The sequence below is a fragment of the Stenotrophomonas sp. GbtcB23 genome (genome assembly GCF_019091045.1).
Classification (GTDB): Bacteria; Pseudomonadota; Gammaproteobacteria; order Xanthomonadales; family Xanthomonadaceae; genus Stenotrophomonas; species Stenotrophomonas rhizophila_A.
The window spans coordinates 1-591 of sequence record NZ_JAGXKC010000165.1 but is presented as its reverse complement, the minus strand read 5'-3'; the positions used below and the strand labels follow the sequence as shown (position 1 = coordinate 591).

The window sequence follows — 591 nt, the reverse complement described above, 5'->3', positions numbered from 1 at the left end:
CTGGATGCCAATGGTGGAAGCCACCCACTCGTGCATGCCGGGAATCATGTGCGAGCCCATTTCGAGCACGAACACAGGCAGCGCCAGCACGGCGGCCAGGGTCAGGTCGCGCTTGAGTTCGGCGCGCTCGGCGTCCTTTTTCTCGGCAGCTTCCTCGTCGGCCTGCATGCCTGTATCGACCGGGCTGGCCTCGTAGCCGACCTTATCGACAGCAGCAATCAGATCCTGCACGGATGCTACGCCACGCACGGTAGCGCGCTCGGTCGCCAGATTGACCACAGCCTCAGTGACGCCCGGCACCGCCTTGAGCGCCTTCTCGACGCGGCCCACGCACGAAGCGCAGGTCATGCCCCCGATCGCCAGCTCGATGGTGCCCTGAGGCACGTCGTACCCTACCTTCTCGATCGCCTGGATCAGCGCCATGCGATCGACAGGACGGTTCAGGCGAATGTCCGCTCGCTCGGTGGCGAGATTGTCTGACACGCTGTCCACGCCCGGCACCTTGGCCAGGGCGGCCTCGACTCGGCCGACGCAGCTCGCGCAGGTCATTCCCTCGATGGGTAGGCTGATCGCTGCTGCGGTGGCACGAGC

The 591-nt window shown here is 65.8% G+C and carries 1 protein-coding gene; it reads right to left on the bottom strand.

Features of this window, described 5'->3' with window-relative positions; all coding sequences use genetic code 11:
- Window positions 1–591 (bottom strand): copper ion binding protein (locus tag KVS69_RS18620; protein WP_217539465.1); only part of this gene is annotated, 591 nt, incomplete at both ends.